This is a genomic window from Ornithinibacillus massiliensis (genome assembly GCF_018310345.1).
Lineage (GTDB): Bacteria > Bacillota > Bacilli > Bacillales > Amphibacillaceae > Ornithinibacillus > Ornithinibacillus massiliensis.
Genome location: NZ_JAGXBY010000002.1, coordinates 255308 through 280017 on the forward strand (window position 1 = coordinate 255308; position 24710 = coordinate 280017).

Genomic DNA, 24710 nt, shown 5'->3' on the forward strand with positions numbered 1-24710 from the left:
GAAGGAAGTTAAGCCATGGATTTAAAAACAGTAATGGAAGAATTAGAATCACTTGGTACGGAGCGAACGAAAAAAAGATACTTAAGTAATGGCGCACATGAACCATTATTTGGTGTAGCGACTGGTGCAATGAAACCAATTGCTAGAAAAATTAAGAAGAATCAACAATTGGCAGAGGAATTATATGCAACAGGAAACTATGATGCTATGTATTTTGCTGGTATTATCGCAGACCCACAAGTGATGACGGAGGAAGACTTTAATCGTTGGATGGAGAGTGCATATTTTTATATGATTTCCGATTATGTTGTAGCTGTAACGTTATCTGAAACGGATATTGCTCAAGAAGTAGCTGATAAATGGATTGCTAGTGGTGAGGAGCTTAAGATGTCAGCAGGCTGGAGCTGTTATTGTTGGTTATTAGGTAGTCGCCCAGATGATGAATTTAATTCGGACAAGCTTTCCAGTATGTTGGACCAAGTGATGAAGACAATTCATGAAGCACCAGAACGTACGAAGTCTTCCATGAATAATTTTATCTACACCGTTGCAATTTCGTATGTGCCCCTTCACGAGAAGGCAGTTGAAGTGGCAAAGAGAATTGGGCCAGTCGAAATGAAAAAGGACAAGAAGAAAAGTACTATCTTACATGCTTCCGAAAAGATTCAGAAGGATTTAGACAGAGGTTCACTAGGTTTTAAGCGTAAATATGTAAGATGCTAGTCCATACCTGATACAGAAGAAGGCGTTGGCACATAACTAATAGAATTAAATGTAAACCGAATGATACACGATGCTAGCTCCGGAAATATACGTAGACTCCTGCAGCAGGATAGGGCAAGGTTGAGAACCTGAAGTGCTTAGCACAAGGAGGCTCACCAGCCGCCCGGCGGTAAAGAAGACACTGCGAGGTTCTTTCGAGCAGATGTCGCGCTTATACTGTGATAAAGTGTAAAGAAGACACTGCGAGGTTCTTTCGAGCAGATGTCGCGCTTATACTGTGATAAAGTGTAAAGAAGACACTGCGAGGTTCTTTCGAGCAGATGTCGCACTTATACTGTGATAAAGTGTAAAGAAGACACTGCGATGATCTATTCGAGCAGATGTCGCCCTTGTACTTGAAGCAACCGCAAGTATATTCCCGGAGCGAGGTCATTGCTCATCATTCGGTTTTTACTTTAAGATAAATTTTTTTGTCTCAGCCAACATTCACTGGAGATATAAAAACGATTACTCGGTTACTTTAATATTTTCTTAATTAATGAAAACGCAAGCTTACCACCAGGATAACGAAGTGGTATATCCATTTTAGTTGTTTGTTTCAGGATACTTTTTTGATGAGAAAACGTATGAAAACTATATTTCCCATGATAGCTACCAATACCACTGCTGCCAACTCCACCAAAAGGCAGGTTAGGATTTGCTAGGTGATATAGTGTATCGTTAATACAACCTCCGCCAAATGATAAACTTGTCATCACTTTTTCTTGATTACTCTCTTTTTCACCAAAGTAATAAAGTGCTAAAGGCTTTTCTCGACGCTTTAAATCGGCGATCGCATCATCTAATGTTTCAAACGTAAGAATCGGTAAAATTGGGCCAAAAATCTCATCCTGCATGACAGGATCCTCCCAAGTGATCTGATCTAATATGGTTGGCTCAATCTTTAATTGCTCATTGTCTGTATTCCCACCATAGGCTATTACACCATTTGAAAGGTAGGCTGACAAGCGATGGAAGTGTTTTTCATTAACAATTCGAACATAATCTTTATTCGTTAGTGCATCCTTCTTATATAGCTTCTTTATTTGCTTTTTCATTTCTTTGATAAGCTTATCTTTCATTTTACAGTGAACATAAATATAATCAGGAGCAACACAAGTTTGTCCGGCATTTAAAAATTTTCCCCATACAATTCGCTTAGCCGTTATCGATATATTGGCATCTCTATCTACAATAACAGGGCTTTTCCCACCAAGTTCTAATGTTACCGGAGTTAAATATTCACTAGCTTTACGCATGACGATTTTGCCTACGGGAGTACTGCCAGTAAAGAATATATAATCTAAGCGTTGATTTAATAACGCTTCACTAGTTTCTTTTGCACCTTCTACTACTGTTAAAAAGCTAGGATCAAATGTTTCTTTGACCATTTTAGCGAGTAAAGATGAAGTGGATGGACTATATTCTGACGGCTTAATAATAACTGTATTTCCTGCAGCAATTGCTCCGATAGCAGGTGCAATCGCCAAATGTAACGGATAGTTCCAAGGGGAGATAACTAAAGTAACTCCATATGGTTCTTTGCGAATATAGCTTTTCGTTCCTTTATGGGTAAGAGGGGCGTCCACTGGTTCATCTTTCATCCACTCTTTTAAGTTTTTTTCCAGATGTTTTATTTCGTTATATAAAAAACCAAGCTCTGTTGTAAAGGTTTCGAAAGTTGATTTATTTAAATCCTGCCTTAAAGCTTGGTAAATATTCTTTTCGTACTTTTCCAGCATATAACGTAATTTTCGTAGTTGATCGATTCGAAAGCGATAATCTAGTGTATGTTCATTTAAGAAAAAGTTACGTTGGTTTTCAACCAATTGTTGGATGTTCATCAAATACCACTCCTTCTAGTGGGATGGAACAGATAATTTGAAAAAGTCATGTGCTATTTCTGTATTTGGAAATATTGCTCGTGCTTCATCAAGTAGTTGATCCAAATCCTGTTTTTGGTATCTGGAGGATACATGTGTTAGGACTAATTTTTTTACCTTACCAGCTTTAGCGAGATCCGCTGCTTGGGCAGTGGTAGAATGGTAATAGTTATGTGCTAACTCATAGCTTTCTTTGTCGAAGGTTGCTTCATGTACTAATAAATCTGCTGCTTGAACAAAGTCCTGATTTAATTCAGTTGATCTTGTATCCCCAAGAATGACAATATGTCTTCCGGGTTTGTCAGGTCCGATATAGTCTTTTCTGTGTATCATCCGACCATCCTCTAGTGTAGTCGTTTCGTTCTCTTTGATAAGACTATAAACCGGACCAGGGTTAATACCATCAGATTTAAGCTTTTCTACTTGAAGTTCTCCTGGCTTATTAATTTCTTCTATTCTAAATCCATAGCTTGGTATACCATGGTCTAATTTCTTGCAGGATACGATAAATCCTTCCTCTTCTACTATTATACCTTCACTTAATTCTACGAAAGAAAGTGGATAGGTTAAATGAGATCCACTTAGTTCCAAGCTAGTTCGTACATATTCTTCAATGCCTTTTGGCCCATAAATAATTAATTCATCTTCTCCGCCTTGAAAGGACCTGGAACTCAGGAATCCTGGTAATCCAAATATATGATCCCCATGCAAATGGGTAATAAATATTTTGTTTACTTTTCTTGGTTTAATTGAAGTGTGTAGGATTTGGTGTTGGGTCGCTTCACCACAATCAAACAACCAAATACTATTTATTTCTTGAAGTAGCATTAATGCGATGGCCGTTACATTTCGCTCCTTGGAGGGTACACCAGCTCCTGTACCTAAAAATAGTAACTCCATAAATTTGGCCTCCTTATTTCCAACCTCGTGCATACTGCTTCGGTGCTTCTAGTTCGTAGTTGAGTTCATCTGCAGCTTCTTTAGCCCAATATGGGTTATTGAGTAGGGATCTCCCAATGAAAATAAGGTCTGCTCGATTATTTTGTAGAATTTCTTCTGCTTGAATACCTGTTGTAATGAGACCAACTGCTCCAGTTGGAATTCCAACCGTATGTTTGATCGTTTCACACCGTTTTATTTGATAGCCTGGGTATGTATTAATTTTTGCAGGTACAACACCACCTGAGCTACAATCAATTAAGTCAATTCCTAATTCTTTTAATTGCGTTGCATAATACAAGAAATCTTCTAATGTATTTCCCTCCTGGTGATATTCATCTGTAGAAATACGGACAAATATTGGACCAGTGAATTCCTTAGATACTGCCTCTACCACCTCTTGAAGGAAACGGAAACGATTTTCTTTACTACCACCATACTCATCTGTTCGCTGATTGGCTATTGGTGAGAGAAATTCATTGATTAGATATCCGTGAGCTGCATGGATTTCCACCATATCAAATTCGGCTTCTTTTGCTCTTCTTGCTGCTTCGCCAAAAGCTTTTATAATTCTGTTAATTCCTTGGCGATCCAATTCAGATGGCTCTTGGTATCTTTCATTGAAGCGAAGTGGAGATGGTGCGTAACTAATCTCTTCATCCTCTGCTTTGCGTCCAGCATGTGCTAGTTGAATTCCTGCCTTAGAGCCGTAACGATGTAATTCGTGAACGAGCTCTCTTAAACCACTAACATGCGCATCATCCCAAATTCCGAGATCCTTCGCAGTAATTCTCCCAGCAGGTTCTACAGCACTAGCCTCTAACATGATCAATCCAATTTGACCGACTGCTCGAGAAATGTAATGTGTTAGATGGAAAGGTGTTAGTTTGCCATCCTCGTCTTCACAGGAGTACATACACATCGGAGACATAACGATTCTATTTTTTATTGTCATATTTTTATAAGTAATAGGAGTAAATAATTTAGTCATGAATATAACCTCCATTTATAATTGTTTCTTAAATTGGAATACTTTTCTAAACGTAAGTGCTTTATATGGGACATCGGTAAAGATACCGTCACACCCTTTTTCAAAACATTGCATCATATGCGAGTATTTGTTTACGGTATACACACGAACAGGCATGTTCTGTTCATGAGCTTGGCTAATTAGTAATGGATGTACTAAACGATATTTAATATGTAGTGCATTGGCACCTAATGCTTTGGCATATTCGACTAAGTTCGCATTTCGCTTTGAGGTAAGGAATGCTATTTCCACTTCACCCTGATGGCTAGCTAATCGTTTTACACTATTCGGATTGAATGTTGATAAAGTTGTCCGTTCCAATAAACGATGTTCCTTTAACTGGTTATAAACTATCTGTTCCAAATTACTATAGTCAATTTTGTTATTTTTCAATTCAATATTTACGTATAAGTCCTTTGGTTTAATCCATGTAAGGAAGTCTTCTAAGCGAATAATTCTAGCTCCTCGAAAATCGGGGGAGAACCATGAACCAGCGTCTAATTTAGATAGTTCTTCAAAAGTGAAATCTTTAACATAACCACTACTATTAGTCGTTCGTCTTACGGTCTCATCATGAATTAATACTGGTATATTATCTTTTGTTAATTGTACATCTGTTTCGATTCCTTCTGCACCTAAATTGTATGCAAGCTCAAAAGCATACATGGTGTTTTCTGGCGCAAGCTTACTTGCACCTCGGTGGGCAATTATTTTAGTCGTCACATTACATCACCTCTAATTTGATTTTGTTTTAAATGAAAGGTAAAGTCAACCAATAAACAAATTGTGGGATTGGATTCCAATATATAATCTCAGTTTAGATAAGTGACTTCTTTCCTTTTTAGCTGTAGAATAAATATAAAGGAATGAACGACTATTCAGTACATAGAGTTTACTAGAGTGAAGGGGCTTTGAATATGAAAGTAGCAAAAAAATTAATCCAACAAATGACCGTTCCAACTCCATTTGCAGTTGGGGATACACATGTATATTTATTAAAGGGTGACACACTCTCTTTAGTCGATGCTGGTGTCCGGACAGAAGCAGCCTGGAACGCTTTAGTTGAACAGCTGAAAGAAATTGGCTATAAGCCTAACGATATTGAACAAATTATTTTAACACATCATCATCCTGACCATACTGGTTTAATAGATCGCTTTGATCGGGTAACGAATATTGTTGGAGACAAGAATGTAGAACCATGGCTAGCCCGTGATGAAGATTATTTTAGTCGTTTTGAAGCATTTTATTACGAATATTTTGATGCAAATGGGGTACCAAGCCGTTTTCGTTCTCATATCGATAAACTACGAAAACAATTAGTTTGGGCAGGAAAAGGTATCTTAACAACAGTAATAGAGGAAGGGGATTTGTTACCGGGTTATCCAGAGTTTCGTGTGGTTGAGACAAAAGGGCATGCACAAAGTCATCTTTCTTTTCTACGTGATGATGGTACCTTTATTGGCGGTGATCATCTGCTACATCATATTAGCCCTAATCCAATAATGGAACCACCATCAGAAGGTGAAACAGAACGTCCTAAGCCACTGTTACAGTATCGAGATAATTTAGAGAAATGCTTAAGTCTAGATATTAACGTAGTATTGCCTGGGCATGGTAAGATCTTTACCGACGTAGAAGAGGTAATCTCCCGTGTCTATGCTAAACAAGAGAATCGTGCTAACAAAGTACTCAGTCTGTTAAAAGAATATTCTAAAACAGCTTTTCAGCTTTGTGAGCAAATATTTCCGAGACAAATTGAATCACAAATTGATCTAACGATGTCTGAGACAATTGGTCAATTGGATTACCTAGAGAACCGGGGATTAGTAACAACAACAATGGAAGACGGGGTTATCATTTATCATGCAAACTAGCTTTCAAGGAAAAAAGTTTGTCGTGACAGGAGCATCAAGTGGAATTGGTGAAATGCTTGTTAGGAAAATTGCTGCCAGCGGTGGAACACCTATTATGCTTGCTCGGTCTTTGGATAAGTTACGGCAACTTCAAGAACAATTAAAAGAAGAATACCAGGTGAAAGGGTATTATTATAAGGTTGACTTAACTAATCTAGAGGAAGTGGATGAAGTAGTTGTTCAAGTGATTAGAGAACATGAAACGATAGATGCACTCATCAATAATGCTGGGGTAGGTCTGTTTCACTATGTGGATGAAACGAAATGGCAAGATATTGAGCTAATGTTTCAAGTAAACGTTCTTGCTGTCATTCGAATGACTAAGCTATTTCTACCGCATTTTAAGGCTAATAATGCCGGTCATATCGTAAATATTGCATCACAAGCTGGAAAAATATCTACACCTAAATCAGCTGTATATGCGTCTACCAAGCATGCTATAATCGGTTTTACCAATGCTTTAAGGCAGGAAATGGTCGCACACAATATAGCCGTTACAACGGTTAATCTTGGTCCAGTTAGAACGAATTTCTTCTCTTTAGCAGATCCGGAGGGGAGTTATCAAGAAAATGTAAATAAGTATATGTTAGATCCGGAAAAAGTGGCGATGAAGATCACCCAACATCTATTCACAAGTAAACGTGAAATTAATATGCCACTCTGGATGGATCTAGGTAGTAGATTTTATCAGGTCTTTCCTGGTATTATGGAAAAAGTACTAAAAAAACAGTTTAATAAAAAATAGCACAATAGAGGAGAAATAAATGAAACTTACGATTACAGAGAATGCCCAACATAAGCTTAATGAATTAAATATAAATAACGTGACATATATCTTATTACGTTATGATACAGAAGGCTTGGGCTGTGGCGTAAATGGTATGCCTACGTTTCGGTTCGTGTCGCAGAAAGAAGAAACACATCAGGAAGTAGAAAACGATACCTTTCCTACCATTATAAACAGCATGCAGGCAGTCTTTTTTGCTGAAGAGATGAAACTAGACTATGTAAATGGAACTTTTCGATTATCTAGTCCGGAAGGTATTTTGAATCCGTTTATTTCTACAACAAGTGTTGTAAATTAAATAAGTATGTATCCCAGTCGTGCTGTAATCCTTTCTTGGATTGCTTGCACGATTTTTTCTTGTCTACACAACTAAAATAATAGGGAGGTCTATTTTTTCTGATAGTTTCTATACTTGTAAATTATGGTAATATATACATATCGATAATCGAATAAATATACATCACTTACTTATCACTTATAGATGATTATGTATAACGTTAGTTTTAAATTGAGCTTGGGTTACACAGGAGGGAAAACGTATGACTTACAATGATCAAGTCAAAACCATTACAACGAAACGACTTCTGCTAAGGTTGTTCCAAGAATCTGATGCGGATACTGTTGCTAAATTATGTAATAATTACGAGATCTACAAGAACACGATGTATCTACCTTTTCCCTATGAAAGGGATCATGCCTTAGTTTGGATGGAGCGTCATTTAGAAAATTTTCTAGCTGATAAAGCTTATGAATTTGCTATAACAGACCGGAAGACAGGAGAATTATTCGGTGCAATCGCCTTATCGAATAGTCCTAGCTTTCATCATGGTGAGCTAGCTTATTGGATAGGGGAAGAATATTGGGGAAATGGCTATGCTACAGAGGCAGCAGAAGCCATGATAGAATTCGCCTTTAAAGAGAAGCAACTTCATAAAGTATTTGCCCGCTTCTTCAGTACGAATCCAGCTTCAGGTAGAGTGATGGAAAAGATAGGTATGGAAAAAGAGGGCATGTTAAAGGAGCATGTAAGAAAAGAAAATCGATATGTTGATTTAGTCTATTATGGCATTATAAATAAGTAAACCGAACGTAATGAAAACTGACGAATGAAAGACATAAAGTATAGTGAAATAGACTCCTAGAGCCAAAGGGTTTAATGGAGAAGGGACCAGCCACATCAATCTAATCCGACTCACAAGTTGATAATTGGTATATTACTGGTAGTTTTGGTTAAAGTGGTCATAAAGTACAAAAACGAACTACTTTTAGAAATCCTCGTAAAAGGATTATACAAAGTAAGTTCGTTTTTTTACTAAGGAGCTTTGGTTTCCTATATTACACAATCATCTATGGTTGTCATACATATTGCTTCTCGTAATCGTTTTAAGCTTTTGATAAACATCCTCATCAAGAGGGTTAGCTGACTGGATTGTTAAATTTTCCTCTATTTGTTGAATGGAGCTAGCACCAAATACGGCAGTTGATACTACAGGATGTTTTAACACATAACGTAATGCAAGATCATTTAGATTATCTGAGATAGCGCTTAGTTCTTGATAGATGTTTTGTAACTCGTCTTGTGTATAATCTAAATATCCCTTTTCTCCTTTATTGTTAATCACTGTTTTCGCTTGATTACTTAACATTCCTTTAGCAAGTGGCCCTCTTGCTAATACACTAATGTTATGCTCGTATAGCAAATCTAACGTTTTTTCTTCTGGTCTTCTGTCTAAAAGGCTGTATTGCGTCATGACACCATCGATGGAAGATTTTTGGACATATTCCCTAATAACATTTGGTCGAATGGAGGAGATTCCATATGCGCGAATCAGTCCCTCTTGCTTCAATTGTTCAAACGCTTCGATTGTTTGATCAATTGGATCATCTAATGTTCCACCGTGAAGCATATAGAAATCGATATAGTCTGTTTTAAGGCGTCGTAAGCTTTCTTTAACCTCTGCTACTATGTAGGCTTTAGATGGATCCCAGTACCAACCTTCCTGACCAGGAGTGAAACGATTGCCTACCTTTGTTGTAACAATTACTTTGTCACGCTTATGTTTTATTGCTTCCCCAACTATCTCCTCGTTCAATCCAAAGTCATATAAGTCAGAGGTATCAAGGTGGTTGATCCCGTTGTCTAAGGCATAGTCAATAATAGCTTTTGCTTTCGTTCTATCGGTACCAAGTGACATACATCCAAGTGTCAATGCTGATATTTCAATGTCTGATTTTCCTAATTTATTTTTCTTCATAGTACTCCCTCCTTTCTTTATCATATTTCAAATGAAAGGCAAATGCCAAGTTCTAAAGCTTTGATTATTAACTTGCAAGAATCCTTATGCTAAAATGGAATCATTATGATTAAAGGATGAACGTAATGAAGAAATTTGAAGAAAAGACGATAAATTCGGAAACAATCTATGATGGAAAAGTTTTGAAATTACAAGTAGATGATGTACGATTACCAAATGGCCAACAAGCAAAGAGAGAATTAATTAAGCATCCAGGTGCTGTATCGGTTATACCGATTACAAAGGATAATAAAATTGTTCTTGTTGAACAATATCGTAAGCCATTAGAAAAATCGATAATTGAAATCCCTGCTGGAAAACTTGAGCCTGGTGAAGTGCCAGAAATAACCGCAGTGCGAGAATTAGAAGAGGAAACAGGCTACACTACCAGTCATCTAACAAAAGTAACCTCCTTCTATACTTCGCCAGGATTTGCTAATGAACTAATGCATATTTATCTAGCTAAAGATTTAGAGAAATTAACAGTTCCTAAAGCTTTAGATGAAGATGAGTTTGTAGAAGTTCTAGAGGTTACACTTGAGGAAGCGAAAAAGTTAGTAGAAGAACAACGAATCCATGATGCAAAAACGAATTATGCCATACTTTACCTAGATACTCAGGAGTTGTTATAATATGTTACCATCCTATTTTGCCGATATGCACATTCATATCGGAAGAGATATTTTTAATAAGCCAGTTAAAATTACGGCTTCCAAGAATTTAACCATAACGAATATATTAAAAGAGGCTAGTCGGAACAAAGGGATTCAGTTAATTGGTGTAATTGATTGCCAATCACCAAATGTACAGTTGGAATTAAAAAAGCTGATAGACCAAGAGCTAGCATACGAACTTAATGACGGTGGAATCCGTTTTGAGGAAGTCACATTACTCCTTGGTTCTGAAATAGAAGTATATGACGAGAATTGTCGAGGTCCAATTCATGTTCTTTGCTTTCTACCAAGCTTAGTAGAAATGGAGAAGTTTTCGGAATGGCTCGTAACGAAAATGAAGAATATTACGTTAAGCTCGCAGCGCTACTATGGTTCAGCTAAGGAATTGCAATACAAAGTAAAAGAATTGTCTGGAATTTTTATACCAGCACATGTATTCACACCATATAAAAGCTTATATGGTAAAGGGGTTAAACAATCGCTAAACGAAGTCTTTGACCCAGACTTAATAGATGGAATTGAATTAGGTCTTAGTTCGGATACGTATATGGCAGATCAAATCAAAGAACTTCATTCCTATACGTATTTGACCAATTCTGACGCGCATTCATTAGCGAAAATTGGTAGGGAATATCAGGAAATTCAAATGAGTGAACCGTCTTTTACAGAATTTAATTATGCCCTGCACCAGATTAAAGGGCGAAAGATTATCCGTAATTTCGGAATGAATCCAAAGCTTGGTAAATACCATAAGACGGTTTGTGATCAATGTCTTCATTATTTGGATTCGGATTCGACTGTTTGCCCAGAGTGTGGTTCAAGAAAGATTGTGAAAGGGGTAGCGGATCGAATAGGCGAGTTAAGCGATCATACTGGTGAAGTAGAGCTACGTCCACCATATATGTATCAAGTACCACTAGAATATCTACCGAAGCTAGGGCCGAAAACATATAAAAAATTATTAGAACATTTTCAAACGGAAATGAATATTATCCATCATGTTCCTTATGAAACCTTACTAGAAGTAGTTCCAGAACATATTGCACAGTCTATTATTCAAATGAGAGAAGGAAAACTAGCTATCATTGCTGGTGGTGGAGGAAAATATGGTAGTGTTGCCGAGAGCTAATGCTACTGTTTAGTTGAATGATAAAAGATATTATTGTAAAGATAGATTTGATAGGAATGTTTAACAGGAATCCCTCATAACTTTTAATATAGACAAGAAAGTGAATGGAGGATTCCTATGATTAAACGAACACTAGCAATGGATCATCTAAAAACACATGCGACAATTTATATTTTTATGATTATATTATTTTTAACCGGCATAATATTTGGGGCAATTGTTGTTAATAGTATGGGGTTTGAGCAGAGAACAGATCTTTTCTTTTATGTAGAACGTTTTTTTGGTTACTTAACTAATGAGAATACAATTGCTAATAATGATATATTAAAGGAAAGTTATGTATATCATGCGAGATATTTATTTCTTCTATTTATACTAGGCTTATCGGTAATTGGCTTGCCAATTGTATGGATTCTAATATTTTTAAAGGGATTAGTAGTTGGTTTTTCAGTAGGATTTATTGTTAACCAGCTTGGGTTAAAGGGCTTTTTGTTAGCTACATTTTCTATTGCACCTCAAAATATTTTGGTTATACCCATTTATATCATTGCTGGAAGTCTTTCTATGATATTCACATTGGGATTATTGAATAAATTATTCGCTAGAAAGGTGTCCTTTTCACAACCAGTTTTACATCCATTTATAAAATATGCTTCTGTATTTGCTATATTACTGATATTATCTGCTATTCCAGCATTGATTGAAGCCTATGTTGCAAATGAAGCCATGGTATCCTATATTAAATCTCTATATGCCACAGAATAGTTAAAACAAATAAACTTTGACACCCTTTATACGTGTGCATATAATTAAAGGTGGATATGAGGGAGGAGATCGCCATGGAACATCGTATTGATCGTATAAAGAAACAACTTCATGCACAGAGCTATAAGCTGACTCCACAACGCGAAGCCACCGTAAGAGTACTACTTGAACGGGAAGCGGACCATTTGAGTGCTGAGGATATATATTTATTGGTTAAAGAAAAAGCACCTGAAATCGGCTTGGCTACCGTATATCGTACATTGGAATTATTATCGGAATTGAAAATCATTGATAAAATTAATTTTGGCGATGGCGTCTCCAGATACGATCTACGAAAAGAAGGAGCCGAGCATTTTCACCATCATTTAGTATGTATTGAGTGTGGTTCGGTAGAGGAAATAATGGAAGATTTATTAGGTGATGTTGAGAAAATAGTAGAAAAAGAGTGGGGTTTTCAAGTACAGGATCATCGACTGACCTTTCATGGCCTGTGTAAAGTATGTCAAAAAGCTACTGTCAAGTCTGCTTCTAAGTCTACTTCATGATAGGAATGCCTTTTCAAATAGGAGAAGGCATTATTTAATTTTAATCGTCATTTTTTCGTGTTACTATATAAGTAGGTTCATCATATGAATTTATGGGACTAGTTTTCTAGTTAGTATGTATAAAGTATATCTTTTTTGGCATATCTTTTATTATTAGTATTTATTAAAGGAGAATGCCATATGAAGAGGATGGTATGGGATACGGTTAAGGTATTTATAATCTTCGTTGCTTGTACATGCTTATTTTATTTTGGTTTGCAAGTCATGCATTCCGAATATGAACAGTTTCATCGATATGACACTCCAGAAGGTCCATCTGTTAAAGTATTCCAAAATGAACAAAGCTTTATTGATCGTTTAAATATCTTTTTTCGATTAGGGGAGTAGAGAATGCTAAATCATGCCTATAATGATTTTTTTCATTATCTGCAAATTGAACGAGGATTATCTGATAATACGTTAAAATCCTATAAACGAGATTTAAGTAGATATACGAAAGATATGGGTATAGGAAAACATAGTACATGGAATGAGATTACAAGAGCTGATATTGTTGGATTTCTTTATAAACTAAGGGATGAAGGGAAATCATCTGCAACGATTGCGCGAACTATTTCTGCCATCCGTCAGTTTCACCATTTTTTATTGCGTGAGGAAATGGTTAATCATGACGCAACATTACATATTGAAACACCTAAGAAAGAAAGAAAACTTCCAGATGTTCTTTCCATAGAAGAAGTAGACAAGCTCCTTGATATTAAAGGGAATACTCCTTTAGATATTCGAAATAAGGCTATGCTTGAATTCATTTATGCTACCGGCTTACGTGTAAGTGAACTAGTATCACTAAAAACAGATGATTTACATTTAACGATGGGCTTTGTCCGATGCTTCGGTAAAGGAGCAAAGGAGAGAATTGTACCATTAGGTGATATGGCAGAGCAATCGATAGAAAATTATCTAAAATATGCTCGCTCTAATCTATTAAAAAAGAATAGAGATGAGAGTATTTTATTTTTAAATCAGCATGGTAGACCAATGACGCGACAGGGATTTTGGAAAATACTTAAAAAGCTAGCAAAAGACGCAAATATCACGAAGGATATAACACCACATACGTTAAGACATTCCTTTGCTACGCATCTATTAGAAAATGGTGCTGATTTGCGTGCGGTACAGGAGATGCTTGGGCACTCGGATATCTCGACAACACAAATTTATACACATGTAACGAAAACAAGATTAAAAGATATGTATAAATCGTTTCACCCTCGAGCATAGGATTGCTTTTTACGGAAGTTGTCTGACATCATACAACCAATAAAAAACATATAAATTCAAAAATTAGACAACATAAGATTGGGAGGTTATAGAATATGAGTGAATTTAATCGTATTTTTTTAGTAGTAATGGATTCCGTTGGTATTGGTGAAGCACCAGATGCGGAAAAATTTAATGATAAAGGTGCTGATACACTTGGACATATTGCGGAGCATATGAATGGATTACATATGCCGAATATGGCGGAATTAGGACTAAGTAATATAAGGGAAATTAAAGGAATTGAAAAAGCTGTAAAGCCTAAAGCCCATTTCACTAAAATGGAAGAAGCATCCAATGGTAAGGATACAATGACCGGACATTGGGAGATTATGGGATTACATATTGAACAACCATTTCAAACATTCCCGAATGGTTTTCCAGCGGAGTTAATAAAAGAATTAGAAAGCAGAACTGGAAGAAAAATTATTGGCAATAAGCCTGCATCAGGGACCGAAATATTAGATGAGCTTGGAAAAGAACATATGGATACTGGTGCATTAATTGTTTATACATCTGCTGATTCTGTATTACAAATCGCTGCCCATGAGGATATTATTCCGATCGATGAGCAGTACCGCATTTGTGAAATTGCTCGAGAACTCACATTAGATGAAAAATATATGGTAGGTAGAGTTATTGCACGTCCATTTGTTGGAAATCCTGGAGCATTTGAACGTACTTCTAACCGTCATGATTATGCATTGAAGCCTTTCGGTAAGACCGTTATGAATACATTAAAGGATGAAAACTACGATGTGATTGCCATTGGGAAAATCTCTGATATTTACGATGGTGAAGGCGTAACGAAAGCAATTCGAACTGTAGATAATGATGACGGTATGACCAAATTAGTAGAATCCATGAGCATGGATTTTCATGGTATTAGCTTTTTAAACCTGGTTGATTTTGATGCGAAATTTGGTCATCGTAGAGACCCACAAGGCTATGGAGAAGCACTAGAGGCATATGATGCTAGACTTCCTGAAGTATTGAGCAAACTGAAGGATGATGACTTATTAATTATTACTGCGGATCATGGTAATGACCCTGTACATCATGGAACAGACCATACACGTGAGTATGTACCATTGCTTGTTCATCACAAAGGGATTGATGTTGGTAGGGAATTACCAATTAGAAAAACCTTTGCCGATATTGGTGCAACGATTGCTGATAATTTTAATGTTACATTACCAGAGCACGGTAAGAGCTTTTTGAAAGAGATTTAATTAGGGAGAGGTATAGATGGAATATTCAAAGATAAAAGAAGCGAATGAATTTATTAAAAGTCAATTATCCACTACACCAGAAATTGGATTAGTTTTAGGGTCTGGACTAGGAGTTTTAGCAGATGAGATTGAAAATCCTGTTATTATTCCGTATAACCAAATTCCATATTTTCCAGAATCAACGGTATCAGGTCATAAAGGACAATTAGTAATTGGTCAGTTAGAAGGAAGACAAGTTCTTGCAATGCAAGGTCGTTTTCATTTTTATGAAGGTTATACTATGCAGCAAGTTACCTTTCCAATTCGAGTAATGAAAGAACTTGGGATTACTTCATTAATTGTAACTAATGCAGCTGGTGGAATTAATGAAAGCTTTGAGCCTGGTGATTTAATGGTCATTACCGATCAAATCAATAATATGGGAACTAGTCCACTGATTGGTCCGAATGATGACCAACTAGGTGCGAGATTCCCAGACATGTCCTCCGCTTATAATAAACAGTATGTCGAGTTTGCACTTGAAGCGGCTAAAGAACTAGACTTAAAGGTTCAAACAGGAGTATATGTAGGAAATACTGGACCTGCTTATGAGACCCCAGCAGAAGTGCGTATGCTAAGAACTTGGGGGGGAGATGCAGTTGGCATGTCAACTGTTCCGGAAGTAATGGTGGCAAATCATGCTAATATGAAGGTACTAGGAATTTCTTGTATTTCAAATATGGCAGCAGGTATTTTAGATCAACCTTTAACCCATCATGAGGTGATTGAAACTACGGATAAAGTGAAACAAGACTTTCTTCAATTCGTGAAGAAAATTGTTCAGACATTACCATTGAACTAACAGGAGGTAGAACATTCTATGCGGATGTACGATATCATCGAAAAGAAACGGGACGGAATAGAACTAACAGAAGAAGAAATCTACTTCTTTGTAAATGGTTATACAAGCGGTGACATTCCTGATTATCAAGTTAGTGCATTAATGATGGCAATCTATTTTCAGGATATGACGGAAACAGAAAGAGCACTATTAACGAAGGCTATGGTTGAATCTGGTGATCAGATCGACCTTTCTGATATAGCAGGAATTAAGGTAGACAAACATTCCACTGGAGGAGTTGGAGATACCACAACACTAGTGCTAGCACCTCTTGTTGCTTCTGTTGGTGCTCCGGTAGCTAAAATGAGTGGCCGTGGGCTAGGCCATACAGGTGGTACAATTGATAAGTTAGAGTCAGTGCCTGGATTCCATACAGAGATTACGAATAAAGAATTTATCGATTTAGTAAATAAAAATAAAGTTGCGGTTATTGGGCAAACAGGGAACTTAACTCCTGCAGATAAGAAGCTGTACAGTTTACGAGATGTAACTGCTACGGTGAACTCGATACCTCTAATTGCAAGCTCCATCATGAGTAAAAAGATTGCTTCTGGTGCAGATGCCATTGTATTAGATGTCAAAACCGGTGCAGGGGCATTTATGAAGGAAATTGAAGATGCGAAGGAATTAGCTCAAGCAATGGTTTCAATTGGAAAAAATGTTGGCAGAAATACGATGGCGGTTATTTCTGATATGAGTCAACCGCTAGGCCTTGCTATTGGTAATGCATTAGAAGTAAAAGAAGCTATTGATACCTTAAGCGGGAAAGGACCAAAGGACTTAACTGAATTATGTTTAGTATTAGGTAGTCAAATGGTTGTACTAGCAGAGAAAGCAAGCAATATTGAGGAAGCAAGACAAATGCTTGATGACAATCTATCTAATGGTAAAGCACTTGAACAATTTAAGACATTCCTTGCTTCACAAGGTGGAGATCCAACTGTTGTGGACAATCCAGAATTACTACCGAAAGCACGTAAGCAAATTGAGGTAACGGCAGAGCAGTCTGGAACAGTGCAAACAATCGTTGCGGACCAACTTGGAACTGCTGCTATGATGCTAGGAGCTGGGAGAGCAACGAAGGAATCTGAGATTGATCTAGCTGCTGGCATTATGCTCCATAAAAAAGTAGGTGATCCCGTACGTAAGGGAGAGCCACTTCTTACTATGCATTGTAATATCGACAATGTAGCATCGGTTGTGGAACTAATTAAGTCTAGTATCATCATTACAGATGAAAATGTGAAAGCACCAAAGCTAATTTATGAAATGATTACAGAATAGTTTAATCGGGAAGTCTCGCTTAAGGGACTTCCCGTATTTATTGTTAAGATTTTATCTTTTCCTGATTATAAATCTGTTTAATTTTGGTAATCCTAGAGTTATATTGATTGCTGGAGGTTAAACACGATGAAAAAATTTGTTCTAATGATTAGTTTACTATTTTTCACCCTTTCTTTTTATACGATTACAGTAGCAGCAGAAGAAAAAGGGGATTCACAAAAACAAGAGTCATTTGATCTAGCTCCTGATGCTAAATCCGGCATTTTAATCGAACGAGATACAGGAAAGATTATGTTTGAAAAACAAGCCCATGAAAAATTACCACCTGCAAGTATGACGAAGGTGATGACATTACTGTTAATCATGGAGGAAATAGAAAAAGGTACATTGAAAAAAGATGAACTCATAAGAGTCAGTGAAAATGCAGCATCAATGGGGGGATCACAAATCTTCCTTGAAGCTGGCGAAGAGATGACCGTTAATGACCTGTTAAAAGGTATTGCGATTGCTTCTGGTAATGATGCAAGTGTGGCATTAGCCGAAAGAATTGCTGGAAGTGAAGAAGCATTTGTAAAAATGATGAATGATAAAGTAAAAGAGCTAGGGTTAGAGAATACACAGTTTCAAAATGTGACTGGATTACCTGCAGAAAATCATTATAGTACAGCATATGATATGGCAATGATGGCGAAAGAATTATTAAGTCATGAGTCCGTTACGGAATATACATCTATATATGAAGACTATTTACGGAAAGGGACTGAAAACGAATTCTGGCTTGTTAATACGAATAAGCTGGTTCGCTTTTATCCTGGTGTTGACGGATTAAAAACGGGTTTCACCAATGAAGCGAAGTACTGCTTAACTGCTACTGCGAAAAAGGGTGACATGCGGGTTATTGCTGTTGTAATGGGGGCCGGGACTCCAAAAGAAAGAAATGCAAGCGTATCTAAGATGTTAGACTATGCATTTAACACATATGAAACGAAAAAGCTCTTTGAAAAGGGAGAATCTATTACAAAGCTAAATTTATTCAAAGCAGAGAATAGAAATACTCCGGTTGTGGCCTCACAATCCATTAGCACCTTATTTAAAAAAGGAGAATCTGTAGACGAATTATCTACCTCTGTCAAGCTTGATGCTATTACATTACCTTTAAAGAAAGGCGATAAGGTTGGTACGCTCCAAGTTAAAAATGGTGAAACGGTCATCTCTGAAACACCTCTTGTTGTTGAAGAGAATGTCGAGAAGGCGTCATTATTCACCTTGTTTAAACGCTCCATTCAGAAGCTGTCGAAATATGACTAATTACTTCTAGTTTAGGAGAAATATTACTTCTTTTGTCTACAAGGAAGGAATTTACCCATTTCACAACGAATGTGTACTTACATAAGGAATGTAAGGAGGATTAAAATGGGTCTAGATTATACATTTGAGGTAAAAGAAGATGTACTTATTGTTCGCTTAGCTGGCGAACTGGATCATCATGAAGCAGAGGGCCTACGTGATCAATGGAAGGACATGCTTTACCATAGCCCGGTTAAGCATGTAATTTTAAATCTTGAACTAGTTAGTTTTATGGATAGCTCTGGACTAGGTGTTATTCTAGGTAGATATAAGGAAGTACTGCAATTAGGAGGGCAAATGGTTGTTTGCTCGATACCACATTCTATCAAACGCTTGTTTGAAATGTCTGGTATGTTCAAAATTATTCGTTTAGAGGAGAATGAGATGTTTGCATTAGAAACGTTGGGGGTGGCTTCATGAGAAATGAAATGCATGTAGAGTTTTCTAGTGTTAGTCAAAATGAATCGTTTGCCCGTGTGACCGTTGCTGCATTTGTGGCTCAGCTCGATCCCACAATGGAGGAATTAACTGAAATTAAAACGGTAGTCTCTGAGGCAGTGACGAATGCGATTATCCATGGATATAATAACGACCCTAATCATAAAGTATCCATTACGTGTAAGGTATATGATGATGGTGAAATAGAATTAACGATACGCGACTATGGTATTGGAATTGATGATGTCGATGAGGCAAGGCAACCATTGTATACATCAAAGCCGGAACTAGAACGTTCCGGTATGGGTTTTACTATTATCGAGAACTTTATGGATTCTGTTGAAGTTATATCCAAGCAAGGTGAAGGTACCACTGTTCATATGAGAAAGCAGTTAACGAAAAGTAAAACGGTTTATAATTAAGGATGTATGCCTATGGTTAATGTAAAGCAGGATAAACGGAATGAAGCATTAACGGATGAACAAGTCAAAGCGTATATTCTGAAAAGTCAACAGGGTGACAAAGAAGCTCGTGATTATTTAGTTGAAAAAAATATTCGATTAGTATGGTCCGTTGTTCAACGTTTCATGAATAGAGGATACGATCCGGATGATCTATTTCAAATTGGAAGTATTGGATTGATTAAATCGATTGATAAGTTTGATCTTTCCTATGATGTGCGTTTTTCAACCTATGCAGTACCGATGATTATCGGTGAAATTCAACGTTTCCTTCGTGATGATGGTAGTGTGAAAGTGAGTCGTTCATTAAAGGAGATTGGTAATAAAATCCGTAAGAAAAAAGATGATCTAACGAAACAACTCGGAAGATCACCAACAATCAACGAAATTGCTGAGGCATTAGAGATTTCTCCTGAGGAAGTTGTTCATGCCCAGGAAGCTGCGAAGTCACCTCATTCCATACATGAGACTGTTTTTGAAAACGATGGTGACCCGATTACCTTATTAGATCAAATAGCTGACCAAGACTCCAATTGGTTCGATAAATTATCGTTAGAAGAAGCGATACGCGGTTTAAGTGAACGAGAACGATTAATCCTGTATCTAAGGTATTATAAGGATAAGACGCAATCAGAGGTTGCTGAAAGGCTTGGCATATCGCAAGTCCAAGTTTCGAGACTGGAAAAGAAAATATTGTTTGAAATGAAAAGTAAAATTGATCCTTAAAAGCTGTGAGGGGCTAAACCCCTTACAGCTTTTTTAGTTGAATTTTACTTTTTAATAAGGAATAGAGCAGATAGCGTTAAAACAATTGTATACTTTATGAGATTATCGTGAAGGATATTCAGCTATTTGTACTTCCATTTAATAATATTTCATGTTTAAACAAATACTAACTTGTATCTTCAATGATTCCCCAGAGGTGAAGGAAATGGATGGAATTGTTTATTTACGAATGAAAAAGAAATTAGAAATAAAGAATCCAATCGAACTAAAGCTAAAAGATGTAGCATATATATCCTCAAATTCAAATGAAGCAATTAAAAAATTACAAGAATTAAGGATATATCGAGTTACGGAAAAAGATAAGGAAATTGTTATTATCGATAGTTTTTTGATTATAAAGCATTTAACGGAAAACTATCCAAATATAGAGATTCAATTAATTGGTCCAGAGCAGACCATCATTCGAATCAGTAAATACAAAAAGAATCCCAATATGATAGTCGTTTGTTTAGTATGGCTGCTACTATTTATTGGAACTGCCATGACCATAATTAATTTTCATTATGATGTAAGCATGCAGGCAGTCCAGCAGAAAATACATTATTTACTAACAGGAGAGGAGAATGAATTTCCATTATGGATTCAGATTCCTTACTCATTTGGTTTAGGTATTGGGATGATTTTATTTTTTAATCACTGGTTTAAGAAGCGCTTTAATGAAGAGCCAAGCCCTTTAGAGGTAGAAATCTTTAAATATCAGCAGTCACTTGATGATTATGTCAATTACTATGAGAACAGATTAAATGACCCAAAGTATCCTCATTAATGCAATGGAGGTCATAATTGGCTTTTCAAGTGGACTTGCTGTTGGGTGTGGGTTCGTGGCTTTTCTAACTGTACTAGGTATTATTCCCAGATTAATTCAACTTACGAAAACATTACATCTGGTAAAGGTATATACAGGTTGTGTTGTATTAGGAACTTTGTTTGGGACTTATTTATCGTTTGCTACTATATCGTGGAGCCATCCAGTTATTTTGCTCGTTATATGGGGGGCATTCCATGGCGTTTTTAACGGTATGCTAGCAGCTGCATTGACAGAAGTGTTGAATGTTTTTCCATTATTATCTAAGCGCATAGGGCTGGATAAGAAAATTATTACCCTCATGATGGCTGTTGTATTAGGAAAAATAGTTGGTTCCTTATTTCAATGGATAATCTTAGTAAGATAAGATTGGAGGATTACAATTGAGTCAACAACCAGTTTCAGCAAATATTAAAGAAAACAATCGATACATGAAAGAGAGAGTTGGAGTAGGGACTTCTTTTGATGTAGGGTTTCGAGAAATAACCGTGTTAAAAACAGAAATTCAATTGTACTATGTTACTGGTTTAATCGACAGTATGATCATACAAGATCTTATTGAAGAACTACTCCACTTAAATGAAACGGAAAGAGAACGGAGAAAAATAGCCGAGATTGTTAAAAATCGCTTGCTTCATCAACAAGTTTCCGAAATTAAAACGATGGATGAAGTGGTGGACCAGGTTCTTTCCGGATTAATCGTTGTGTTAATGAATGGGGAGCGATTCGGATATGCAATTGATGTTCGTAACTATCCTGGCCGCTCACCGGAAGAACCAGACACGGAAAGGGTAATCCGAGGTTCTCGTGATGGCTTTACGGAAAATATCATCGAAAATACAGCATTAACGAGAAGAAGAATACGAGACGAGCGATTGCGAAATGAAATGTTAAAAGTAGGAGAAAGATCAAAAACGGATGTTTGCTTATCCTATATTAAAGATATTGCAGATGATGGATTAGTTGATTTAATAAGGAAAAAAATTGAAAAAATCGATATAGATGGTATCACAATGGCTGAAAAGTCATTAGAAGAGTATATTGTCGAACGGAGATGGAATCCATACCCATTGGTCCGGTTCACGGAACGACCAGATGTAGCGGCAAACCATCTGTTAGAAGGGCATGTAATCATTATCGTGGATACTTCTCCTAGTGTGATCATTGTGCCGACCACCTTCTTTCATCATTCGCAGCATGCCGAGGAACACAGACAGGCACCACTTATAGGCTCTTGCATTAGATGGCTTCGATTTTTAGCGATTTTTTTATCCATTTTCCTAGTACCGACATGGTTATTATTTGTACTTGACCCAACGCTTCTACCTGGAGAACTCTCCTTTATTGGACCAAATGAGGATGGAAATATACCAATTGTAATACAGCTTATTTTAGGAGTAATTGGAATAGAGTTTTTAAGGATGGCTGCCATTCACACGCCAACTGCCCTGTCCACCGCGATGGGATTAATTGCTGCTGTATTAATTGGTCAGATTGCTATAGATGTAGGGCTGTTAGGTCCTGAGGTTATTCTCTATATATCGCTAAGTGCTATTGGTTCATATGTAACACCAAGTTACGAATTGAGTGTTGCCAATAAGGTAGCAACAGTCGTCTTATTACTAGTTACTGCAATCTTTGGATTATATGGCTATGTAATCGGAACAACATTGTTCATCCTGTTCCTGGCGAGTTTACGGTCTATGCGAACGCCGTATCTTTGGCCATTGCTTCCATTCAATCCAAAAGCAATGCTTACAACAATATTAAGGTTTCCAACTCCTTTTGCCAATACTAGACCTAGTATAGTCCATCCAAAAAATATATATCGACAACCAGTTGATAAGTAATTAGAGTAAGGAATAAAACGATTCGCTACTGTGAATTGATTTTATTCCTTTTGTTTTTTGACTGGTTATGATAAATTTTTTATAAGTATTTTTACTTATCAAACAAATAAAGATGAATAGGTGATGGGAAATGTTCATGGATCAATATCCATATCAGATAAATAGTCTGGGTCATATAGAAATTGGTGGGGTAGACACGGTGGAGTTAGCTAATAAATACGGTACACCACTGTATGTTTATGATGTTGCAGTGATACGGGAGCGTTGTAGATCATTTGTTGATACGTTTAAACAATTAGGGGTACGTGCACAAGTGGCGTATGCAAGTAAAGCCTTCTCTTCTATTGCAATTTTACAGGTAATTAAACAAGAGGGATTATCAGTAGATGTAGTTTCTGAGGGGGAGCTTTATACAGCATTACAAGCTGGAATTAACCCAGAAAAGATACATTTACACGGTAATAATAAAAGTTCCCGCGAATTAGAAATGGCTGTTGAGAATCATATTGGTTGTGTGGTGGTGGACAACTTCTTTGAGATCGAATTACTAACGAGCATACTGAAGCACCATAATAAGAAAATGGACGTAATTATTCGTGTAACACCAGGAATTAAGTCTAAAACACATCAGTATATCATGACGGGTAATGAAGATTCTAAGTTTGGATTTGATCTACATAATGGACAAGCTGATGAAGCATTTCATTTATTGCTTGAGAATCCACATGTGAATTTTAAAGGGCTACATTGTCACATCGGTTCGCAAATATTTGATACAGAAAGATTTGTTACAGCAACAAATATCCTATTTAATAAACTAGCAGAATGGAAAGATTCTCATGGATTTATTCCGAAGGTGCTTAACTTAGGTGGGGGATTTGGTATTCGCTATACAGAAGAGGATCAACCAATTCCACTCCACCATTATGTTGAGAAGCTAGTTGAAACAGTGAAGGAGCATAGTGAACAACTAGATATCCCATTACCAGAAATTTGGATTGAACCTGGTCGCTCTATTGTAGGCGATGCGGGAATTACTTTATATACCGTCGGTTCTCAGAAGCACATACCTGGTGTTCGTGATTATATTTCAGTGGACGGTGGAATGACAGATAATATTCGCCCAGCACTATACCAAGCGAAGTACCATGGATTACTTGCTAATCGGGCAAATGACGCCAACGATACGGTGGTTTCTGTCGCAGGAAAATGCTGTGAATCAGGGGATATGCTAATTTGGGATCTACCAATTCCTAAAGTTAATAGTGGAGATATATTAGCTATTCTATCAACTGGAGCATATGGCTACTCGATGGCAAGTAATTACAATCGAATCCAACGTGCAGCGGTAGTATTTGTGGAAAATGGTCAAGATAAATTAGTTATTAAAAGAGAGACATATGAGGACATTATTAGTCATGACCTTTCTTATGAATCATGATTGTATCGTGTTAATAGAAAACAACAACTATCCAAAAGTTGACTTAGCTAAGCTACTGGGTCCTAAACCGAGTCAAAACTTTAATTTAACGTATAGAAATGGTATTATGATGAAGTAATAATAGTTTTCGAAATGAATGGAG

General features: G+C 36.8%; 27 protein-coding genes. 22 read left to right on the forward strand and 5 right to left on the reverse strand.

Annotated features, from left to right (window positions below):
* Positions 1 to 15 precede the first annotated feature (15 nt).
* The gene (locus tag KGF86_RS05425; protein WP_211741317.1) at positions 16 to 723 is read left to right on the forward strand and encodes a DNA alkylation repair protein; all 708 of its coding nucleotides are present in this window, start codon (positions 16 to 18) and stop codon (positions 721 to 723) included.
* Positions 724 to 1238: 515 nt separating this feature from the next.
* Here KGF86_RS05425 and KGF86_RS05430 read toward each other — a convergent pair.
* The 4 genes from KGF86_RS05430 to KGF86_RS05445 are packed head-to-tail and all read right to left on the reverse strand — an operon-like array spanning position 1239 to position 5337.
* Complete coding sequence (locus tag KGF86_RS05430; RefSeq protein WP_211741318.1) at positions 1239 to 2606, reverse strand: aldehyde dehydrogenase; 1368 nt, start codon at positions 2604 to 2606, stop codon at positions 1239 to 1241.
* Positions 2607 to 2621: 15 nt separating this feature from the next.
* Complete coding sequence (rnz, locus tag KGF86_RS05435) at positions 2622 to 3545, reverse strand: ribonuclease Z (RefSeq protein WP_211741319.1); 924 nt, start codon at positions 3543 to 3545, stop codon at positions 2622 to 2624.
* 13 nt (positions 3546 to 3558) lie between these two features.
* Positions 3559 to 4575, reverse strand: coding sequence for an NADPH dehydrogenase NamA (namA, locus tag KGF86_RS05440; protein WP_211741320.1), 1017 nt, complete (start codon positions 4573 to 4575; stop codon positions 3559 to 3561).
* Positions 4576 to 4590: 15 nt separating this feature from the next.
* Entirely contained in the window at positions 4591 to 5337 is a 747-nt protein-coding gene (locus KGF86_RS05445; protein WP_211741321.1) for a glycerophosphodiester phosphodiesterase, read from the reverse strand.
* 194 nt (positions 5338 to 5531) lie between these two features.
* Between KGF86_RS05445 and KGF86_RS05450 the strand changes: the two genes are divergently transcribed.
* From KGF86_RS05450 to KGF86_RS05465, 4 genes are all read left to right on the forward strand, one after another.
* Entirely contained in the window at positions 5532 to 6491 is a 960-nt protein-coding gene (locus KGF86_RS05450; protein WP_211741322.1) for an MBL fold metallo-hydrolase, read from the forward strand.
* Entirely contained in the window at positions 6481 to 7275 is a 795-nt protein-coding gene (locus KGF86_RS05455) for an SDR family NAD(P)-dependent oxidoreductase (RefSeq protein ID WP_211741323.1), read from the forward strand. The genes KGF86_RS05450 and KGF86_RS05455 overlap by 11 nt, the downstream gene beginning before the upstream one ends.
* A 19-nt stretch (positions 7276 to 7294) precedes the next feature.
* Positions 7295 to 7615 (forward strand): iron-sulfur cluster biosynthesis family protein, encoded by a 321-nt coding sequence (locus KGF86_RS05460; protein ID WP_211741324.1) that lies wholly within the window; start codon positions 7295 to 7297, stop codon positions 7613 to 7615.
* Positions 7616 to 7856: 241 nt separating this feature from the next.
* Positions 7857 to 8399 (forward strand): GNAT family N-acetyltransferase, encoded by a 543-nt coding sequence (locus KGF86_RS05465; RefSeq protein ID WP_186869844.1) that lies wholly within the window; start codon positions 7857 to 7859, stop codon positions 8397 to 8399.
* Between the two features lie 261 nt (positions 8400 to 8660).
* On the opposite strand, the gene KGF86_RS05470 is transcribed toward KGF86_RS05465, so the two are convergent.
* Complete coding sequence (locus tag KGF86_RS05470; RefSeq protein ID WP_211741325.1) at positions 8661 to 9572, reverse strand: aldo/keto reductase; 912 nt, start codon at positions 9570 to 9572, stop codon at positions 8661 to 8663.
* Positions 9573 to 9697: 125 nt separating this feature from the next.
* Between KGF86_RS05470 and KGF86_RS05475 the strand changes: the two genes are divergently transcribed.
* The 17 genes from KGF86_RS05475 (at position 9698) to lysA (ending at position 24568) form a co-directional block, all read left to right on the forward strand.
* Entirely contained in the window at positions 9698 to 10243 is a 546-nt protein-coding gene (locus KGF86_RS05475; RefSeq protein ID WP_211741326.1) for an NUDIX domain-containing protein, read from the forward strand.
* A gap of 1 nt (position 10244) precedes the next feature.
* Positions 10245 to 11414, forward strand: coding sequence for an endonuclease Q family protein (locus KGF86_RS05480; protein ID WP_211741327.1), 1170 nt, complete (start codon positions 10245 to 10247; stop codon positions 11412 to 11414).
* A 117-nt stretch (positions 11415 to 11531) separates the two neighbouring features.
* Positions 11532 to 12179 (forward strand): stage II sporulation protein M, encoded by a 648-nt coding sequence (gene spoIIM, locus KGF86_RS05485; RefSeq protein ID WP_186869840.1) that lies wholly within the window; start codon positions 11532 to 11534, stop codon positions 12177 to 12179.
* Between the two features lie 74 nt (positions 12180 to 12253).
* Positions 12254 to 12724, forward strand: a complete 471-nt coding sequence (gene fur, locus KGF86_RS05490; protein WP_186869839.1) for a ferric iron uptake transcriptional regulator — start codon at positions 12254 to 12256, stop codon at positions 12722 to 12724.
* Positions 12725 to 12904: 180 nt separating this feature from the next.
* Entirely contained in the window at positions 12905 to 13111 is a 207-nt protein-coding gene (locus KGF86_RS05495; RefSeq protein ID WP_186869838.1) for a YqzK family protein, read from the forward strand.
* Positions 13112 to 13114: 3 nt separating this feature from the next.
* The gene (xerD, locus tag KGF86_RS05500) at positions 13115 to 14005 is read left to right on the forward strand and encodes a site-specific tyrosine recombinase XerD (protein ID WP_186869837.1); all 891 of its coding nucleotides are present in this window, start codon (positions 13115 to 13117) and stop codon (positions 14003 to 14005) included.
* Between the two features lie 95 nt (positions 14006 to 14100).
* The gene (gene deoB, locus KGF86_RS05505) at positions 14101 to 15276 is read left to right on the forward strand and encodes a phosphopentomutase (RefSeq protein ID WP_186869836.1); all 1176 of its coding nucleotides are present in this window, start codon (positions 14101 to 14103) and stop codon (positions 15274 to 15276) included.
* 16 nt (positions 15277 to 15292) lie between these two features.
* Complete coding sequence (locus KGF86_RS05510) at positions 15293 to 16117, forward strand: purine-nucleoside phosphorylase (RefSeq protein WP_186869835.1); 825 nt, start codon at positions 15293 to 15295, stop codon at positions 16115 to 16117.
* 18 nt (positions 16118 to 16135) lie between these two features.
* The gene (locus tag KGF86_RS05515; RefSeq protein WP_186869834.1) at positions 16136 to 17440 is read left to right on the forward strand and encodes a pyrimidine-nucleoside phosphorylase; all 1305 of its coding nucleotides are present in this window, start codon (positions 16136 to 16138) and stop codon (positions 17438 to 17440) included.
* 126 nt (positions 17441 to 17566) lie between these two features.
* Entirely contained in the window at positions 17567 to 18748 is a 1182-nt protein-coding gene (locus KGF86_RS05520) for a D-alanyl-D-alanine carboxypeptidase family protein (RefSeq protein WP_186869833.1), read from the forward strand.
* A gap of 105 nt (positions 18749 to 18853) precedes the next feature.
* Positions 18854 to 19207: an anti-sigma F factor antagonist gene (gene spoIIAA, locus KGF86_RS05525; protein WP_186869832.1), complete on the forward strand. Its 354-nt coding sequence runs from the start codon at positions 18854 to 18856 to the stop codon at positions 19205 to 19207.
* Positions 19204 to 19647 carry an anti-sigma F factor gene (spoIIAB, locus tag KGF86_RS05530; RefSeq protein ID WP_186869831.1) on the forward strand — a complete coding sequence of 148 codons (444 nt, stop codon included), beginning with the start codon at positions 19204 to 19206 and terminating at the stop codon, positions 19645 to 19647. Before spoIIAA ends, spoIIAB begins: the two co-directional genes overlap by 4 nt.
* A gap of 12 nt (positions 19648 to 19659) precedes the next feature.
* On the forward strand, positions 19660 to 20412 hold the full coding sequence (sigF, locus tag KGF86_RS05535; RefSeq protein ID WP_186869830.1) for an RNA polymerase sporulation sigma factor SigF: 753 nt from the start codon (positions 19660 to 19662) through the stop codon (positions 20410 to 20412).
* A 205-nt stretch (positions 20413 to 20617) separates the two neighbouring features.
* Positions 20618 to 21238, forward strand: a complete 621-nt coding sequence (locus KGF86_RS05540; RefSeq protein WP_211741586.1) for a stage V sporulation protein AA — start codon at positions 20618 to 20620, stop codon at positions 21236 to 21238.
* Positions 21216 to 21644 (forward strand): stage V sporulation protein AB, encoded by a 429-nt coding sequence (locus tag KGF86_RS05545; protein ID WP_186869829.1) that lies wholly within the window; start codon positions 21216 to 21218, stop codon positions 21642 to 21644. The genes KGF86_RS05540 and KGF86_RS05545 overlap by 23 nt, the downstream gene beginning before the upstream one ends.
* 64 nt (positions 21645 to 21708) lie before the next feature.
* Positions 21709 to 23127: a spore germination protein gene (locus tag KGF86_RS05550; RefSeq protein WP_186869962.1), complete on the forward strand. Its 1419-nt coding sequence runs from the start codon at positions 21709 to 21711 to the stop codon at positions 23125 to 23127.
* Positions 23128 to 23257: 130 nt separating this feature from the next.
* Positions 23258 to 24568, forward strand: coding sequence for a diaminopimelate decarboxylase (gene lysA, locus KGF86_RS05555; RefSeq protein WP_211741328.1), 1311 nt, complete (start codon positions 23258 to 23260; stop codon positions 24566 to 24568).
* Positions 24569 to 24710 lie beyond the last annotated feature (142 nt).

Coding starts and splice junctions, on each gene's coding strand:
- KGF86_RS05425 (WP_211741317.1), top strand. CDS start 16: ATGGATTTAAAAACAGTAATGGAAGAATTAGAATCACTTGGTACGGAG.
- KGF86_RS05430 (WP_211741318.1), bottom strand. CDS start 2,606: ATGAACATCCAACAATTGGTTGAAAACCAACGTAACTTTTTCTTAAAT.
- rnz (WP_211741319.1), bottom strand. CDS start 3,545: ATGGAGTTACTATTTTTAGGTACAGGAGCTGGTGTACCCTCCAAGGAG.
- namA (WP_211741320.1), bottom strand. CDS start 4,575: ATGACTAAATTATTTACTCCTATTACTTATAAAAATATGACAATAAAA.
- KGF86_RS05450 (WP_211741322.1), top strand. CDS start 5,532: ATGAAAGTAGCAAAAAAATTAATCCAACAAATGACCGTTCCAACTCCA.
- KGF86_RS05455 (WP_211741323.1), top strand. CDS start 6,481: ATGCAAACTAGCTTTCAAGGAAAAAAGTTTGTCGTGACAGGAGCATCA.
- KGF86_RS05460 (WP_211741324.1), top strand. CDS start 7,295: ATGAAACTTACGATTACAGAGAATGCCCAACATAAGCTTAATGAATTA.
- KGF86_RS05465 (WP_186869844.1), top strand. CDS start 7,857: ATGACTTACAATGATCAAGTCAAAACCATTACAACGAAACGACTTCTG.
- KGF86_RS05470 (WP_211741325.1), bottom strand. CDS start 9,572: ATGAAGAAAAATAAATTAGGAAAATCAGACATTGAAATATCAGCATTG.
- KGF86_RS05475 (WP_211741326.1), top strand. CDS start 9,698: ATGAAGAAATTTGAAGAAAAGACGATAAATTCGGAAACAATCTATGAT.
- KGF86_RS05480 (WP_211741327.1), top strand. CDS start 10,245: ATGTTACCATCCTATTTTGCCGATATGCACATTCATATCGGAAGAGAT.
- spoIIM (WP_186869840.1), top strand. CDS start 11,532: ATGATTAAACGAACACTAGCAATGGATCATCTAAAAACACATGCGACA.
- fur (WP_186869839.1), top strand. CDS start 12,254: ATGGAACATCGTATTGATCGTATAAAGAAACAACTTCATGCACAGAGC.
- KGF86_RS05495 (WP_186869838.1), top strand. CDS start 12,905: ATGAAGAGGATGGTATGGGATACGGTTAAGGTATTTATAATCTTCGTT.
- xerD (WP_186869837.1), top strand. CDS start 13,115: ATGCTAAATCATGCCTATAATGATTTTTTTCATTATCTGCAAATTGAA.
- deoB (WP_186869836.1), top strand. CDS start 14,101: ATGAGTGAATTTAATCGTATTTTTTTAGTAGTAATGGATTCCGTTGGT.
- KGF86_RS05510 (WP_186869835.1), top strand. CDS start 15,293: ATGGAATATTCAAAGATAAAAGAAGCGAATGAATTTATTAAAAGTCAA.
- KGF86_RS05515 (WP_186869834.1), top strand. CDS start 16,136: ATGCGGATGTACGATATCATCGAAAAGAAACGGGACGGAATAGAACTA.
- KGF86_RS05520 (WP_186869833.1), top strand. CDS start 17,567: ATGAAAAAATTTGTTCTAATGATTAGTTTACTATTTTTCACCCTTTCT.
- spoIIAA (WP_186869832.1), top strand. CDS start 18,854: ATGGGTCTAGATTATACATTTGAGGTAAAAGAAGATGTACTTATTGTT.
- spoIIAB (WP_186869831.1), top strand. CDS start 19,204: ATGAGAAATGAAATGCATGTAGAGTTTTCTAGTGTTAGTCAAAATGAA.
- sigF (WP_186869830.1), top strand. CDS start 19,660: ATGGTTAATGTAAAGCAGGATAAACGGAATGAAGCATTAACGGATGAA.
- KGF86_RS05540 (WP_211741586.1), top strand. CDS start 20,618: ATGGATGGAATTGTTTATTTACGAATGAAAAAGAAATTAGAAATAAAG.
- KGF86_RS05545 (WP_186869829.1), top strand. CDS start 21,216: ATGACCCAAAGTATCCTCATTAATGCAATGGAGGTCATAATTGGCTTT.
- KGF86_RS05550 (WP_186869962.1), top strand. CDS start 21,709: ATGAAAGAGAGAGTTGGAGTAGGGACTTCTTTTGATGTAGGGTTTCGA.
- lysA (WP_211741328.1), top strand. CDS start 23,258: ATGTTCATGGATCAATATCCATATCAGATAAATAGTCTGGGTCATATA.